The organism is Methylibium sp. Root1272 (assembly GCF_001425905.1).
Lineage (GTDB): Bacteria > Pseudomonadota > Gammaproteobacteria > Burkholderiales > Burkholderiaceae_C > Methylibium.
This window is the reverse complement of sequence record NZ_LMDY01000018.1, coordinates 1-14,482: the sequence shown is the minus strand read 5'-3', so window position 1 is coordinate 14,482 and position 14,482 is coordinate 1. Positions and strand designations below refer to the sequence as shown.

The following is a 14,482-nucleotide window of genomic DNA, read 5'->3' as shown; positions in this document are numbered from 1 at the left end:
CGACGCGAATCACAATCGGGCGGCGCGCCCGGTCGCGGCGCGATGCGGGTGGACGCGATGGATGGCCCGGCGGGCGATGAGACCCAGAAACAGGCAGGCTACTGGCGGCGCGTGCTGCGCCTGACGGCTGCGCTCGTGGCGCTGTGGATCGGCGTCACCGTGCTCTTTCCCTGGCTGGCGCTGGAGCTGCCGGACACCGTGGCCGGGTTTCCGCTCGGCTACTGGATCGTGGCCCAGGGGGCGTTGCTGGTCTACCTGGCCCTCGTGGTGGGCTACGCGGTGGTGATGGAACGGCTGGACACGCGCTACCACGGCGAGGAGCCGGCCCCACCGCAGGAGCGCACGCTTGGCTGATCCGGCCCGCGGCTTCGAGCGCCGCCTGCACCGCATCTACGGTCTGTTCGCGCTGGGCGTGCTGGCCTTCATCGCGCTGGTCGGCATGGTCGATCGCGGCGGCGGCCGGCACGGCTGGGTGGGCGCCACTTTCCTGATCGCGACGATCGGCGTCTATGCCGTCATCGGCCTGCTGTGCCGCACCACCGACGAGACCGAATACTTCGCCGCCGGCCGGCGCGTGCCGGCGATGTACAACGGCATGGCCACCGCGGCCGACTGGATGTCGGCCGCCTCGTTCATCGGAACCGCCGGCGTGCTCTATCTGCAGGGCTTCGCCGGCCTCGCCTACATCCTCGGCTGGACCGGCGGCTACTGCCTGGTCGCGGTGCTGCTGGCGCCCTACCTGCGCCGTTTCGGGCAGTTCACCATTCCGGATTTCCTGGGCGCCCGCTACGGCGGCTCGCTGCCGCGCCTGGTCGGCGCGGCAGCGGCGGTGCTGGTGTCCTTCGTCTACCTGGTGGTGCAGATCTACGGCGTGGGCCTGGTCACCTCGCACCTGGCCGGCTTCAGCTTCGAGATCGGCGTGTTCGTCGGCCTCGGTGGCGTGCTGATGTGCTCCTTCCTCGGCGGCATGCGGGCGGTCACCTGGACGCAGGTCGCGCAGTACATCGTGCTGATCGTGGCCTACCTGGTGCCGACGGTGTGGCTGTCGGTCAAGCAGACCGGCAACCCGGTCGCGCCGCTCGCCTACGGGGCGCAGCTGCAGCAGGTGAGCGAGCGCGAACGCCAGATCGTCGCCGATCCGGCCGAGCGCGAGGTGATGGCGCGCTATGCGCAGCGTGCGGCGCAGGCCGATGCCAAGCTCGGCGACGTGCGGGCCAGCATGGCGGACGACGACCGCCAGTTGTCGGCGCAGATCGCGCAGCTGCGCGCCGAGGCCGCTCCGCTGGCCCAGATCCAGCAGCTGCGGCGGATGCAGGCCACGCTGCCGCGCAACGAGGAAGACGCCCGCGAGCACTACGTGAAGGCGCGCGACGAGGCCGCCGCGCGGGCCCGACCGCTCGGCGGGCTGCCGCCACATGCCGGGCCGGTGCGCACCGTCGCCGACGGCACGGACGCGCCACCTGGCGGTGCCGACGCGACGGAGAGCTCGGCCCGGCGCAACTTCCTCGCGCTGGTGCTGTGCCTGATGGTCGGCACCGCCGCGATGCCGCACGTGCTGATGCGCTGCTACACCACGCCGTCGGTGCGTGCCGCGCGGCGCTCGGTGGGCTGGGCGCTGTTCTTCATCCTGTTGCTCTACCTGATGGCACCCGCGCTCGCGGTGTTCGTGAAGCACGAGGTGCTGACGCACGTGGTGGGCCTGCCGTTCAACGAGCTGCCGGGCTGGCTGCTGCGCTGGTCGCGGTTGAGCGGCTCGCTGGTGTCGGTGGAGGACGTCAACGGTGACGGCCTGCTGCAGTTCGGCGAGCTCAAGTTGAGCAGCGACATGATCGTGCTGGCCGCCCCGGAGATCGGCGGGCTGCCGAGCGTCGTGACCTACCTCGTCGCGGCCGGCGGCCTGGCCGCGGCGCTGTCCACCGCCGACGGCCTGCTGCTCACCATCTCCAATTCGCTGGCGCGCGACGTCTACTACCAGTCGGTCAACCCGCAGATCAGCCCGGCGCGCCGCGTGCTGATGGCGAAGATGGTGGTGCTGCTGGTCGCGCTGCTGGCGGCCTACGTCGCGTCGCTGCACATCGCACAGGTGGTGCCGCTGGTCGCGGCGGCGTTCTCGCTGGCGGCCGCGGCCTTCTTTCCGGCGCTGGCGCTGGGCATCTTCTGGCCGCGCGCCAACGGCATCGGCGCCTCCTCCGGCATGCTGGCCGGCCTGGGCCTGTGCGTCTACTACATGGCGGTCAACTTCGAGATGGGCCGCGCGCTGTTCGGACTGGGCCCGCCGACGGCGGTGACCCGCTGGTTCGACATCCATCCGGTCGCGGCAGCCGTCTTCGCGGTGCCGTTCGGGCTGGCGGTGGCGGTGGTCGTGAGCCTGCTGACCAAACCGCCCGACGCCGAGCGGATGCGCTGGCTCAGGAACCTGCACACGCCCCAGCCCGGCGAACGCTGAGACCGCGAGCGGCCCGCCTCGCCGTTCAGCTGCCGATGGCGGCCTGCACCGGCGCCGCACCCACCACCCCGGCCGGCGCGTCCCACGCGCCGCCCAGCGCGCGCACCAGGCCCACCGTCGCCTGGTACTGCGCCGAGCGCACCTGCAGCGCCTGCCGGCGGTTGGCGAGTTCGCTGCGCTGCGCATCCAGCAGGTCGAGCTGGCTCACCAGGCCGTTGCGGTAGCGCGAGCTCGACAGCACCGTCGCACGGCTCGCGGCCGCGACCGCGCGGGCCTGCGCGCTGTCCTGCGCGGCCAGATAGCGCAGCGCCGACAACTGGTCCTCGACGTCGCGGAAGGCCACCAGCACCTGCTCGCGGTAGCCCGCCAGCGCGGCGTCGAGCTCGGCGCTCGCGTTCTGCACGCCGGCCTCGCGCCGGCCGCCGTCGAACAGCGGCAGCGACAGCAGCGCGCCGATGCCCCAGGAGCGCGCCGACCACTGGAACAGGTCGCCCAGCTCCGGCGATGCGTAGCCACCCGAGGCGGTGAGCGCGAGGTTCGGGAACCACGCCGCCTTCGCGACACCGACGCGCGCCTGCGCGGCCAGCATCGCCTGCTGCGCGGCCGACACGTCGGGGCGGCGCGCCAGCAGCGTGCTCGGCACGCCAGCCGGGATGACCGGCAGCGCGCTGCGCCAGTCCGCCATGTCCACGTGGAAGTCGGACGCCGCCGCGCCGACCAGCACCGCGAGCGCATGCTCCAGCTCCGCACGGCGGCGGTCGAGCGCCAGCGCCTCCGACTCGGTCGACGCCACCTGGGTGCGCACCCGCGCCACGTCGAGCTCGGCGATGTCGCCGGCGTTGAAGCGCCGCTCGATCAGGCTCAGCGTGTCGCGGTAGGCCGTGACGGTGTCGCGCACCAGCGCGCTTTCCTCGTCGAGGGCGCGCAGCGCCAGGTAGGTCTGCGCCACGTCGGCCTGCACCAGCAGGCGGGTGCTCTGCAGCAGCGCCTCGCGGGACCGCGCGTCCAGCGCGGCGGCGCGGCTCGCGCCGGCCAGGCGACCGAACAGGTCGACCTCGTAGCCGAGGTTGGCGCCGGTGCTGATCAGCGTGCCGGGGCGCGGGCCGGCGCCGGCCTCGGTGCCGCGCGTGACGCCGGCACCGACACCGACCTGCGGCGCGCGGTCGGCGTCGGCGGCACGCACCAGCGCGCGCGCCTGCGCCAGCCGCGCCGCGGCGGTCTGGATGCTGTTGTTGGCCTGGCCGGCGCGCTCCACCAGCTCGTCGAGCGTGGGGTCGGCGAAGGCCTTCCACCACGTGCCGCGCGGCTGCGCGTCGGCCGGGGCGGCGGTGGTCCAGCGGCCGTCGCCTTCCTTGAAGGTCACCGGTGTGACCGGCAGCGCCGCGGGATCGATGGCGGGCGCGGTGGCGCAGCCGGCCAGCACCAGGGCTGCGAACAGCGGGGCCAGCACGGCCCGCGGAAGCCGTTGCAGGCGGCCGGTGAGGGATGGCGAAGAAGAAAGAAGCTTCATGACGTTCTCTGCTCGGAAGGAGGGAAGTGCAGCGGTCCGCTGCTTCAGTCGTGGTGGGCCACCGGCGCGGCCGGCAGCGGCTTCAGGTTCGCGCCGCCGGTGCCGGGGGTGCCGGCAAAGGCCTCGGCGTGCGGCACCTCGCCGTGCTGCGTCAGCGGCCGGTTGCCGGCGAGGCGGCGCAGCAGCACGTAGAACACCGGCGTGAGGAAGAGGCCGAAGGCGGTCACGCCGATCATCCCGGCGAACACCGCGACGCCCATCGCCTGGCGCATCTCGGCACCCGCGCCGCTCGACAGCACCAGCGGCAGCACGCCCATCACGAAGGCCAGCGAGGTCATCAGGATCGGGCGCAGCCGCAGTCGGCTGGCCTCGATCGCCGCCTGCACCGGCGTGCGGCCGGCGAACTCCAGCTCGCGCGCGAACTCGACGATCAGGATCGCGTTCTTCGCACTCAGGCCCACCAGCACGATCAGCCCGATCTGCGTGAACACGTTGTTGTCGCCGCCGTCGAGCCACACGCCGGTCATCGCCGCGAGCAGGCCCATCGGCACGATCAGGATGATCGACAGCGGCAGCGTCAGGCTCTCGTACTGCGCGGCGAGCACCAGGAACACCAGCAGGATCGCCAGCGGGAACACCCACATCGCCGAGTTGCCGGCCAGGATCTCCTGGTAGGTCAGTTCGGTCCACTCGTAGCCGATGCCCGCTGGCAACGTCTCGGCGGCGATGCGGTTCACGGCGTCCTGCGCCTGGCCCGAGGAGTAACCGGGGGCCGGGCCGCCGTTGATGTCGGCCGACAGGTAGCCGTTGTAGCGCATCGCGCGCTCCGGGCCGAAGCTCGGCTGCACCTTCATCAGCGCCGACAGCGGCACCATCTCGCCGGAGGCCGAGCGCACCTTCAGCAGGCCCACGTCCTCGGCGCGTGCGCGGTGCGAGGCGTCGGCCTGCACGCGCACGGTGTAGGTGCGGCCGAACTTGTTGAAGTCGTTGACGTACAGCGAGCCGAGGTAGATCTGCATCGTGTCGAACACGTCGGTCACCGCGACGCCGAGCTGGCGCGCCTTGGTGCGGTCGATGTCGGCATAGAGCTGCGGCACGTTGACCTGGTAGCTCGAGAACAGCCCTGCCAGCTCGGGCGCCTGCTGGGCCTTCGCCATGAAGGCCTTGACCGCGCCGTCCATCGCCGCATAGCCGAGCGAGCCGCGGTCCTCGAGCTGCAGCTTGAAGCCGCCGGTGGTGCCCAGGCCCTGCACCGGCGGGGGCGGGAACATCACGATGAAGGCGTCCTCGATCTGCGAGAACTGGCGGTTCAGGTCGGCCGCGATCGCCGCGCCGCTCAGGCTCGGGTCGCGCCGCTCGTCGAAGGGCTTCAGCGGCGTGAACACGATGCCGGAGTTGGAGCTGTTGGTGAAGCCGTTGATCGACAGGCCGGGGAAGGCCACCGCGTGCTCGACGCCCGGCGTCTTCAGGGCGATGTCGCCCATGCGGCGGATCACGTCCTCTGTGCGGTCGAGCGTGGCGCCGTCGGGCAGCTGCGCGAAGCCGATCAGGTACTGCTTGTCCTGAGCCGGCACGAAGCCGCTGGGCACGGCCTTGAACAGGCCCACGGTCACTGCCAGGAACACCAGGTACACGCCGACCATCACGGCCTTGCGCGAGATCGCGCGCGTCACGCCGCCGCTGTAGCCCTCGGCGCCGCGCTTGAAGGCGCGGTTGAACAGCGCGAAGAAGCGGCCGAACACGCGGTCCATGCCGCGCGTCAGCGCATCCTTCGGCGCGCCGTGGCCCTTCAGCAGCAGCGCGGCGAGCGCCGGCGACAGCGTGAGCGAGTTGATCGCCGAGATCACCGTGGAGATCGCGATCGTCAGCGCGAACTGGCGGTAGAACTGCCCGGTGAGTCCGCTGATGAAGGCCAGCGGCACGAACACCGCGATCAGCACCAGCGCGATCGCGATGATCGGCCCCGAGACCTCGCGCATCGCGCGGTAGGTGGCGTCGCGCGGCGACAGGCCGGCCTCGATGTTGCGTTCCACGTTCTCCACCACCACGATCGCGTCGTCGACCACGATGCCGATCGCCAGCACCAGGCCGAACAGGCTCAGCGCGTTGATCGAGAAGCCGAACAGGTGCATCACCGCGAAGGTGCCGATCACCGACACCGGCACCGCCAGCAGCGGGATGATCGACGCGCGCCAGGTCTGCAGGAACAGGATCACCACCAGCACCACCAGCGCCACCGCCTCGAGCAGCGTGTGGATCACCGATTCGATGGAGGCGCGCACGAACTGCGTCGGGTCATAGACGATCTCGTAGTCCACGCCCTCGGGCATGTACTTCTTGAGCTCGGCCATGGTCTCGCGCACGTGGTTCGAGATCTCGATGGCGTTGGAGCCCGGCGCCTGGAAGATCGGCACCGCCACCGCCGACTTGTTGTCGAGCAGCGAGCGCAGCGCGTACTCGGCCGCGCCGAGCTCGATGCGACCCAGGTCGCGCAGCCGCGTGACCGCGCCGTCGGCGCCGGTCTTGACGATGATGTCGCCGAACTCCTCCTCGTTCTGCAGCCGGCCCTGCGCATTGATCGACAGCTGCAGGTCCACGCCCGGCAGGCCCGGCGAAGCGCCCACCACGCCGGCGGCCGCCTGCACGTTCTGCTCGCGGATCGCCCGCACCACGTCGCTGGCCGACAGGCCGCGCTCGGCCACCTTCTGCGGGTCGAGCCACACGCGCATGGAGTAGTCGCCCGAGCCGAACAACTGCACCTGTCCCACGCCGTCGATGCGCGCCAGCCGGTCCTTGACGTTGAGCACCGCGTAGTTGCGCAGGTAGGTCATGTCATAGCGGTCGTTCGGCGACAGCAGGTGCACCACCATCGTCAGGTCGGGCGAGCTCTTCACGGTCGTGATACCGAGGCGGCGCACCTCCTCCGGCAGCCGCGGTTCGGCCTGCGAGACGCGGTTCTGCACCAGCTGCTGGGCCTTGTCGGGGTCGGTGCCGAGGCGGAAGGTGACGGTCAGCGTCATCAGCCCGTCGGTGGTCGCCTGGCTGCCCATGTAGAGCATGCCCTCGACGCCGTTGATGGCCTCCTCGAGCGGCGTGGCCACCGTCTCGGCGATCACCTTGGGGTTCGCGCCCGGGTACTGCGCTCGCACCACCACCGAGGGCGGCACGACCTCGGGGTACTCGGAGATCGGCAGGCCGCGCAGCGCGATCAGCCCGGCAATCAGCATCAGCAGCGACAGCACGCCGGCGAAGATCGGCCGGTCGATGAAAAACTTGGACAGGTTCATGGCTCCCTCCCTCGGGGATACAACGGAGACGCCGGGGGTCGGGCCCCCGGTCGCGTCAGGTCATCAGGATTGCGGGGCCGCGTCGCCGCGTGCCTGCACTTCGGGCTTGGCGTCCATCGCCACCGGCTTGGGCGCGACCAGCGCGCCCGGGCGGATGCGCTGCAGGCCATTGACGACGATGCGCTCGTCGACCTTCAGGCCCTCGGTCACGACGCGCAGTCCGTCGACGTGGGCGCCGAGCCGCACCTCGCGGTATTCGGCGCGGTTGTCGGCGCCGATCACCATCACGAACTTCTTGCTCTGGTCGGTGCCGACCGCGCGCTCGTTGACCAGCAGCGCACTGCCGTTGCGGGCCTGGCCCATGCGCAGCCGCGCGAACTGGCCGGGCATCAGGCTGCCGTCGGCGTTGTCGAACACGGCGCGCACACGCACGGTGCCGCTCTTCGCGTCGACCTGGTTGTCCACCAGCTGCAGCTTGCCGAGCCGCGGCGTGTCGCTGTTCGCGGCGGTGCCCATCTGCACCGGGATGCGCTCGAGCTGGCTGCGCGCACTGGCCCCGCTCGGCAGGTCCTTCAGCGCGCGTGCCACCACCTGCTCGTCGGCGTCGAAGCTCGCGTAGATCGGGCTCACCGACACCAGTGTGGTCAACACCGGCGCGCCGGGGCCGGCGGCCACCAGGTTGCCGACGGTGATCTCGAGCCGGCCCACGCGGCCGGCCACCGGCGCACGCACCTGCGTGTAGCCGAGGTTCAGGCGCGCCGACTGCAGCGCGGCCTGCGCGGCGCGCAGGCTGGCGTCGGACTCGAGCTGGCCGCTCACGCGCTCGTCGTACTCACGCTGCGCGATGGCGCGTTCGTCCCACAGGCGCTGGGCGCGGTCGCGCTCGCTGCGGGTGTAGGCCACGCGGGCCTGGGCGGCGACCACCTGGGCCTCGGCGCGCTCGACGTCGGCCGCATAGGGCGCCGGGTCGATGGTGATCAGCAGCTCGCCCTGCTTGACCAGCGCGCCCTCGCGGAAGTGCACCGACTGCACCGCGCCGGCCACGCGCGAGCGCACGTCGACGCGCTCGACCGCCTCGAGGCGGCCGGAGAACTCGTCCCACGCCGCGACCTGGCTCTGCACCACGGTGGCCACCGAGACCGGCGTCGCTGCGGGCGCGGTCGGCGCCGGGTTGGCCTCGGCATTGGGGCTGTTGAGCCCGAAGAAGGTGGCCGACACCGCGATCAGCGCAGTGAGGGCGGTGCCGGCGGCCCACAGGCGGCGCGGGCGGGGCGAGGAAGAGGGCTGGTTCATGAGGGGCTCCCGGAGCGGTGGTTCTGGATGGAGGAAGACGTGGAGACTGGAACGGAGACGGGCGCGTGGGCGCGCTGGAAGAAGGCCTGGAACTGCCCGCGGACCACGGGCGCCCAGGCCGCCTTCGCGCTGGCGGGCTGCTTGCAGGCGCAGGGCCAGCCGGTGGGCTGGTCGAGGAAGGCTTCGTCGACCTCGACGCCGGCGTCGCGCAGCCGCCGTGCGTAGGCCTGCGCCTCGTCGCGCAGCGGGTCGTCCTGCGCGGTGATCAGCAGCGTGCGCGGCACGCCGGTCAGCCGCATCGCCGAGGCCGGTGCCGCATACGGGTGGTCGGCGGCGGCCGCGTCGGGCAGGTACTGGTGCCAGCCGTCGGCCCACAGGCAACCGACCGGGCCGGCGTCGGCATCGCGCAGCGAGGCGGTGGCCACGCAGGGGTCGAGCATCGGCGACATCAGGATCTGGCCGGCCAGCGGCGGGCTGCGCCGATCGCGCGCCATCAGTGCCACGGCCGCAGCCAGGTTGCCACCGGCCTCTTCACCGGCGACCCAGACCGTCGAGCTCTGGCCGGCCAGGCGGCTGCGGTGGCGGTGCATCCAGGTGAGCGCGGCGTGACCGGCCTCGATGGCGGCGGGGAAGGGCTGGGCGGGTGCCAGCGGATAGTCCAGCGACACCACCACCGCACCGGCCTCGGACAGCAGGCCGGCGATTGCCGCGCCACTGTCCAGCCCGCCGGCGACGAAGGCGCCCCCGTGGAAATGCAGCACCAGCGGTGCCGAGCGGCCGCGCGGGCGGCTGCCGTAGACGCGGGCCTTCAGCGGCTCACCGTCGCCGACCGGGATCCACTGATCCGCCCAAGCGACCGCGCCGCCGAGGGGCGGAGCGAGCGGGGCGGGCCGGGAAGGGAGGGTGGACATGAGGACCTCGGGCCGCCGGAGCGGCATAGAGCGTGTTGCGATGCAGCAGAAGATAGTGGCGGTCGTTGAAACAATAAATAGCCGCTTTGCTCATGCTTTGTTTCACCAACGCAATAATCCGGCCGCCGCATCGGTGCGGCATCACCAGCACGGGGAGGCGAGGCTCATGGACAAGTTCTCTGCGATGCAGGCCTTCGTGCGGGTGGTCGAGGCCGGCAACTTCACCAAGGCGGCCGACTCGCTGCAATTGCCCAAGCCCACCGTGACCCGGCTGGTGCAGATGCTCGAGGCGCAGTTGCAGACCAAGCTGTTGAACCGCACGACACGGCGCGTGACGGTCACGCCCGACGGCGCGGCCTACTACGACCGCGCGATCCGGCTGCTGGGCGACATCGACGAGCTCGAGTCGAGCATGTCGCGCGCCAAGACCAGCCCGCGTGGGCGGTTGCGCATCGACGTGGGCGCGTCGGTCGGCACGCTGGTGCTGATCCCGGCGCTGCCGCAGTTCCACGCGCTCTACCCCGACATCCAGATCGACCTCGGCGTCAGCGACCGCCCGGTCGACCTGCTGAGCGAGAACGTCGACTGCGTGCTGCGTGGCGGCGAGTTGAGCGACCAGTCGCTGGTGGCACGCCGCGTCGGCGAACTGCAGTTCCTGGCCGCCGCGTCGCCCGATTACCTGAAGCGCCACGGCATGCCGCGCCACCCGCGCGAGCTCGAGTCGGGCGCGCACGCGGTGATCGGTTTCTTCTCGGCGCGTACCGGTCGGCAGTACCCGTTCGACTTCCACAAGGACGGCGAGCGCATCGAGGTGGCCGGCCGCTACGTGCTGTCGGTCAACGACTCCAACGCCTACGTGGCGGCATGCCTGGCCGGGCTGGGCATCGTGCAGGCCGCGACCTTCATGCTGCAGACCCACATGAGCCGCGGCGAGCTCGAGCCGGTGCTCGTCGACTGGTGCTCGGAGCCGGTGCCGATCCACGTGGTCTACCCGCCCAATCGCCACCTCAGCGCCAAGCTGCGTGTGTTCGTCGACTGGGTCGCGGAACTGTTCGCGCGCGACGATCTGATGCAGCGCAAGAGCAGCTTGCCGCGGGTGCAGCCCACGGCGCGCTTCGCGCGCTGAGCGCAGGCGGTAGCAGTTAGGCCGCGGCGCCCTCGAACACCTGCTGCGTCGTCGTGCCCATCAGGTAGGCGTGGTTGCGCTGGCCCACGTCGAGCAGGTAGTTCCACAGCGCCGCCACGCGCGCGGTGTGCCGCAGCTCGGTCGGCGAGACCAGCCAGAAACTGCGGACCAGGTCGATCTCGTCGTCGAGCACCGACACCAGGTCGTCGCTCTGCTGCGCCAGGAAGCACGGCAGGATGGCCAGCGCGAGGCCGCGCCGCGCCGCCATGTACTGCGCGATCACACTGCTGCTCTGCATCTTGCGCGGCGCGTTCGGCGCGATGCTGTTCATGTAGCGCAGCTCGTCGCTCAGCACCAGGTCCTCGAGGTAGGTGATGAAGGCGTGCTGGTCCAGGTCCTTCAGCTGCCGGATCGGCACGTTGCGCTCCAGGTAGGCGGGCGTCGCATAGAGCTTGAGCCGGTAGTCGGACAGCTTGGTGACGACGTAGCTGCCGGTCTGCGGCCGCTCGATGATGACGGCCAGGTCGGCCTCGCGCTTGGGCAGGTTCACGAAGCGCGGCACCGTGAGGATGTCCACCGTGATGGCCGGGTGCAGCCGGCAGAAGCTGGCCAGCTGCGGCGCGAGGATGGTCGAGCCGAAGCCCTCGGTCGCGCCCAGCCGCACCGGGCCGGCGAGCGAGCGGTTCACGCCGCCCAGGTCGTCGGCCAGCTCGTGCACGCGGGTCTCGATCTTCTCGACGTACTCCACCAGCCGCTGCCCCTGGGGCGTGAGCAGGTAGCCCAGCGTGTTGCGCTCGAACAGCGGCGACTCGACCTGCGCCTCCAGGCGCTTCATCCGCCGCAGCACCGTGGTGTGGTCGATGCCGAGCTTCTTGGCGGCGTCGGTCAGGCTCTTGCTGCGCGCCATCACCAGGAAGATCCGCAGGTTGTCCCAGTCGAGCATGGCAAAAGTTTCCTTCGAAGACTCTGCAAATTTGCAGAAACATGCTGCGCTCCTTGGCATTGTGGCTGCAGATTCGCAGACCCACAATCGCTGAAAACAAGCTCACCAACGAGCCACACAGGAGACAAAGACCATGCGCAGACGCACTTCCGCCCGGCTGTCGATCGCCATCGCCTCGTCGATGCTCGGCCTCGCCGCTCATGCCCAGACCGCTTCCGACACCGTGAAGATCGGCGTGCTGACCGACATGTCCGGCCCCTACTCGGGCATGGGCGGACCGGGCTCGCTGGTGGCCGCCAAGATGGCGGTCGACGACTGCCTGAAGGCCGAGTGCAAGGGCCTGAAGGTCGACATCGTCTACGCCGACCACCAGAACAAGGCCGACATCGGCTCGTCCAAGGCCCGTGAGTGGATCGACCGCGAGAAGGTCGAGGCCATCGTCGACCTGACCAACTCGTCGGTCGCGCTGGCGGTGCAGAAGTTGATCAAGGAGAAGGGCGCGATCGCGATGTACAGCGGCCCCGCCACCACGCTGCTGACCAATGCCGACTGCACCGAGAACGGCTTCCACTGGATGTTCGACACCTACTCGCAGTCGGTCGGCCCGGCGGCGGCGCTGACCAGCCAGGGACTCAAGAGTTGGTACTTCCTGACGGTCGACTACGCCTTTGGTCACTCGCTCGAGCGCGATGCCAGCGCGGTCATCAAGAACGGCGGCGGCAGCGTCGTCGGCGCCGTGCGCTTCCCGCTGAACTCCGCCGACCTGTCGTCCTTCCTGATCCAGGCCGGCACCTCGAAGTCGCAGGTGGTGGCGGTGGCCGCCAGCGGCCAGGACGCGGTGACGGCCGTCAAGCAGGCGCGTGACTTCGGCGTGGGCACCGGCGCGCAACGGCTGGTCGCGCTGAACCTGTTCCTGACCGACGTGCATGCGCTCGGCCTGCCGGTCGCGCAGGGCCTGACCTTCACCGACGGCTACTACTGGGACTTCGACAACGAGACCCGCGCCTTCGCATCGCGCTTCGAGGCGCTGCACAAGGGCAACAAGCCGACGATGGTGCAGGCCGGCGTGTACTCCAGCACCTACCACTTCCTGAAGGCCCGCGCCGCGGCCAAGACCTCGGACTGGAAGACCGTCGCCAAGACCATGCGCGAGATCCCGATCAAGGACCCGGTGATGAAGAACGCGTCGATCCGCGCCGACGGTCGCGTGATCCACGACATGTTCCTCTACCAGGTCAAGACGCCGGCCGAATCGAAGGGCGCCTGGGACTACCTGAAGCTGATCACCACCATCCCCGCGCAGCAGGCCTTCAAGCCGGCCGACCCGACGACCTGCCCGCTGGTCAAGGGCTGATCTCTGCGTCTTTCTCCACTGCAACACAACAAGGCGCCAGGATGAACTGCGATGTCGTTTTCGTCGGTCTCGGGAACATGGGACTGCCGATGGCCAAGAACCTCGTGCGCGGCGGCTACAGCGTCGCCGGGCACGACCTGGACGCGGCCGCCGTCGCCGACCTGGTGGCGGCCGGTGGCACGGCCGCCGTCGACCTGAAGGCCGCGGTGCGGCAGGCGAAGGCGGTGGTCACGATGCTGCCGACCGGCGACCACGTGGCCGCGCTGTGCCTGGGCGACGATGGCTTCCTGGCCCACGCGCAGCCGGGCACCGTGTTCATCGATTCGTCGACCATCGCACCCGAGAAGGCGCGCCAGCTGGCGAAGGCCGCTGCCGAGCGCGGCGTGGCGATGGTGGACGCGCCGGTGTCTGGCGGTGTCGGCGGCGCGACCGCCGGCACGCTGACCTTCATGGTCGGCGGCACGCCCGAGGCTTTCGCCGCGGCCACGCCCTTGTTGCAGAAGATGGGCAAGGCGATCTACCACGCCGGTGTCAGCGGCAGCGGCCAGACGGTCAAGATCTGCAACAACATGCTGCTCGGCGTGCAGATGATCGGCACCGCCGAAGCACTGCGCCTGGGCATCGCGAACGGCATGGACCCGAAGGTGCTGTCCGAGGTGATCGCCAAGAGTTCGGGCAACAACTGGGTGCTCGCCACCTGCAACCCCTGCCCCGGCGTGATGGAGAAGGCGCCGGCGTCGAACGGCTATGCGGGCGGCTTCGGCGTGGACCTGATGCGCAAGGACCTGCGACTGGCCGTCGAGAGCGCGATCCAGACCGACAGCGCCGTGCCGCTGGGCGCGATGGCCTGCAACCTCTACGACCTGCTCAGCAAGTCGGGCGCCGGCCGGCTCGACTACGGCAGCATCTTCCTCATGCTCGGCAAGGCTGCCCCGCACTGAGCCCCGCCGGGCCGGCAGCGGCCCGCACCCGATGTCCGGTGCGGCCTTCGCACGCCGCCGGTGTGCCTGTTCTTCACGGTCTTCGTCATCGTCTCAATCTCAAGGAGTCCTCATGTCCCTGCTTCAAGTCCGCAAGATCGTCATCCAGCTCGAGGAAACCCACACCGAGATGGGCCGCGCCGTCAGCCCGCCCGCGCGCAAGGTCACCGTGGCCGCGGTCATCAAGAACCCGTATGCCGGCCGCTACGTGGAAGACCTGGCACCGCTGTACGACCTGGGCGCCGAAGTGGGCGACCTGATCGCCCGGCGCGGCGTGCAGGCGCTGGGCGTGGCACCCGACGAGGTGCAAGCCTACGGCAAGGGCGCCATCGTGGGCCTGGACGGCGAGATCGAGCATGCGGCGGCCATCCTGCACCCGAAGTTCGGCGCACCGGTGCGCAAGGCCGTGCACAAGGGCGACGACATCATCCCCGGCACCAAGAAGATGGGCGGACCGGGCTCGCTGATCGTGATGCCGGTGACGAACAAGAACAGCATCTGGAACTTCGACGACATGGACGGTGCGGAGATCGCGATCGCCGACGCACCGCGCCCGGACGAGATGCTGATCGCGCTGGTGCTGGCGATCGGCGGGCGAGATGCTGATCGCGCTGGTGCTGGCGATCGGCGGG

11 protein-coding genes are annotated in these 14,482 nt (G+C 70.5%); 6 read left to right on the top strand and 5 right to left on the bottom strand.

Annotated elements, in window-relative coordinates:
• Nucleotides 1–42: 42 nt before the first annotated feature.
• The gene (locus ASC67_RS18500) at nt 43–354 is read left to right on the top strand and encodes a DUF4212 domain-containing protein (RefSeq protein ID WP_310731992.1); all 312 of its coding nucleotides are present in this window, start codon (nt 43–45) and stop codon (nt 352–354) included.
• The gene (locus ASC67_RS18495; protein ID WP_056325411.1) at nt 347–2,446 is read left to right on the top strand and encodes a VC_2705 family sodium/solute symporter; all 2,100 of its coding nucleotides are present in this window, start codon (nt 347–349) and stop codon (nt 2,444–2,446) included. The genes ASC67_RS18500 and ASC67_RS18495 overlap by 8 nt, the downstream gene beginning before the upstream one ends.
• A gap of 25 nt (nt 2,447–2,471) precedes the next feature.
• Here ASC67_RS18495 and ASC67_RS18490 read toward each other — a convergent pair whose 3' ends face one another.
• From ASC67_RS18490 to ASC67_RS18475, 4 genes are all read right to left on the bottom strand, one after another.
• Nucleotides 2,472–3,956, bottom strand: coding sequence for an efflux transporter outer membrane subunit (locus ASC67_RS18490; RefSeq protein WP_200946976.1), 1,485 nt, complete (start codon nt 3,954–3,956; stop codon nt 2,472–2,474).
• 44 nt (nt 3,957–4,000) lie between these two features.
• Complete coding sequence (locus ASC67_RS18485; protein WP_056325407.1) at nt 4,001–7,243, bottom strand: efflux RND transporter permease subunit; 3,243 nt, start codon at nt 7,241–7,243, stop codon at nt 4,001–4,003.
• Between the two features lie 63 nt (nt 7,244–7,306).
• Entirely contained in the window at nt 7,307–8,536 is a 1,230-nt protein-coding gene (locus ASC67_RS18480; RefSeq protein ID WP_056325403.1) for an efflux RND transporter periplasmic adaptor subunit, read from the bottom strand.
• Nucleotides 8,533–9,447, bottom strand: a complete 915-nt coding sequence (locus ASC67_RS18475; protein WP_056325400.1) for an alpha/beta hydrolase — start codon at nt 9,445–9,447, stop codon at nt 8,533–8,535. The genes ASC67_RS18480 and ASC67_RS18475 overlap by 4 nt, the downstream gene beginning before the upstream one ends.
• Before the next feature lie 166 nt (nt 9,448–9,613).
• Between ASC67_RS18475 and ASC67_RS18470 the strand changes: the two genes are divergently transcribed.
• On the top strand, nt 9,614–10,573 hold the full coding sequence (locus tag ASC67_RS18470) for a LysR family transcriptional regulator (protein WP_056325396.1): 960 nt from the start codon (nt 9,614–9,616) through the stop codon (nt 10,571–10,573).
• A 16-nt stretch (nt 10,574–10,589) separates the two neighbouring features.
• Here ASC67_RS18470 and ASC67_RS18465 read toward each other — a convergent pair whose 3' ends face one another.
• Nucleotides 10,590–11,516 carry a LysR family transcriptional regulator gene (locus tag ASC67_RS18465; protein ID WP_056325392.1) on the bottom strand — a complete coding sequence of 309 codons (927 nt, stop codon included), beginning with the start codon at nt 11,514–11,516 and terminating at the stop codon, nt 10,590–10,592.
• Nucleotides 11,517–11,697: 181 nt separating this feature from the next.
• On the opposite strand from ASC67_RS18465, the gene ASC67_RS18460 reads away from it, so the two are divergent.
• The 3 genes from ASC67_RS18460 to ASC67_RS18450 form a co-directional block, all read left to right on the top strand.
• Complete coding sequence (locus ASC67_RS18460) at nt 11,698–12,870, top strand: ABC transporter substrate-binding protein (protein ID WP_235566392.1); 1,173 nt, start codon at nt 11,698–11,700, stop codon at nt 12,868–12,870.
• Between the two features lie 41 nt (nt 12,871–12,911).
• Nucleotides 12,912–13,811 (top strand): 3-hydroxyisobutyrate dehydrogenase, encoded by a 900-nt coding sequence (mmsB, locus tag ASC67_RS18455; RefSeq protein WP_056325383.1) that lies wholly within the window; start codon nt 12,912–12,914, stop codon nt 13,809–13,811.
• Nucleotides 13,812–13,923: 112 nt separating this feature from the next.
• The coding region (locus tag ASC67_RS18450; protein ID WP_156466826.1) for an amino acid synthesis family protein at nt 13,924–14,482 on the top strand (559 nt) is incomplete at its 3' end.

Excerpts from the sequence above, each read along its gene's own strand:
- ASC67_RS18485 (WP_056325407.1), bottom strand. The coding sequence starts at position 7,243 with ATGAACCTGTCCAAGTTTTTCATCGACCGGCCGATCTTCGCCGGCGTG.
- ASC67_RS18490 (WP_200946976.1), bottom strand. The coding sequence starts at position 3,956 with ATGAAGCTTCTTTCTTCTTCGCCATCCCTCACCGGCCGCCTGCAACGG.
- mmsB (WP_056325383.1), top strand. The coding sequence starts at position 12,912 with ATGAACTGCGATGTCGTTTTCGTCGGTCTCGGGAACATGGGACTGCCG.
- ASC67_RS18475 (WP_056325400.1), bottom strand. The coding sequence starts at position 9,447 with ATGTCCACCCTCCCTTCCCGGCCCGCCCCGCTCGCTCCGCCCCTCGGC.
- ASC67_RS18480 (WP_056325403.1), bottom strand. The coding sequence starts at position 8,536 with ATGAACCAGCCCTCTTCCTCGCCCCGCCCGCGCCGCCTGTGGGCCGCC.
- ASC67_RS18500 (WP_310731992.1), top strand. The coding sequence starts at position 43 with ATGCGGGTGGACGCGATGGATGGCCCGGCGGGCGATGAGACCCAGAAA.
- ASC67_RS18465 (WP_056325392.1), bottom strand. The coding sequence starts at position 11,516 with ATGCTCGACTGGGACAACCTGCGGATCTTCCTGGTGATGGCGCGCAGC.
- ASC67_RS18460 (WP_235566392.1), top strand. The coding sequence starts at position 11,698 with ATGCTCGGCCTCGCCGCTCATGCCCAGACCGCTTCCGACACCGTGAAG.
- ASC67_RS18470 (WP_056325396.1), top strand. The coding sequence starts at position 9,614 with ATGGACAAGTTCTCTGCGATGCAGGCCTTCGTGCGGGTGGTCGAGGCC.